Raw genomic sequence first — 602 nt, 5'->3', positions numbered from 1 at the left:
TTTTATGACCGACCCGCACGAGATGCGGGCGATGGCGGGCCGCTTCGAGGTGCACGCCCAGACCGTTGAGGACGAGGCCCGCAAGATGTGGGCGTCGTCGATGAACATCGCCGGCTCGGGCTGGAGCGGTCAGGCCCAGGCCACCTCGTACGACACCATGGGTCAGGTCAACCAGGCCTTCCGCAACATCGTCAACATGCTCCACGGAGTGCGCGATGGACTGATTCGCGACGCGAATAACTACGAGCAGCAAGAGCAGGCCTCGCAGCAAATCCTCGGCAGCTAGCAGTCGAACCGGCTGCTGCTCAACACTTTAAGGAGCTATGCAAATGAGCATTAACTACCAGTTCGGCGATGTAGACGCCCACGGTGCCTTGATCCGTGCCCAGGCCGCGTCCTTGGAGGCTGAGCACCAGGCCATCGTTCGTGATGTGCTTGCTGCCGGCGACTTCTGGGGCGGTGCGGGTTCGGTGGCATGCCAGGAGTTCATCACCCAGTTGGGTCGCAACTTCCAGGTCATCTACGAGCAGGCCAACGCGCACGGACAGAAGGTTCAGTCCGCGGGCAGCAACATGGCCAGCACCGACAGCGCCGTCGGGTCC

At 62.5% G+C, this 602-nt stretch carries 2 protein-coding genes; both read left to right on the top strand.

The annotated features are described in order from the left end of the window. A partial coding sequence (locus tag A5753_RS13675) for a WXG100 family type VII secretion target (protein WP_197694688.1) occupies positions 1-286 on the top strand: 286 nt, incomplete at its 5' end. Positions 287-329: 43 nt separating this feature from the next. Continuing rightward, the coding region (locus tag A5753_RS13670) for a WXG100 family type VII secretion target (RefSeq protein WP_067128626.1) at positions 330-602 on the top strand (273 nt) is incomplete at its 3' end.

Origin of the sequence: Mycobacterium sp. 852002-51971_SCH5477799-a, from assembly GCF_001667145.1 — a bacterium.
Classification (GTDB): domain Bacteria; phylum Actinomycetota; class Actinomycetes; order Mycobacteriales; family Mycobacteriaceae; genus Mycobacterium.
The sequence above is the reverse complement of the archived record's forward strand: the minus strand, read 5'-3'. Positions and strand labels throughout refer to the sequence as shown.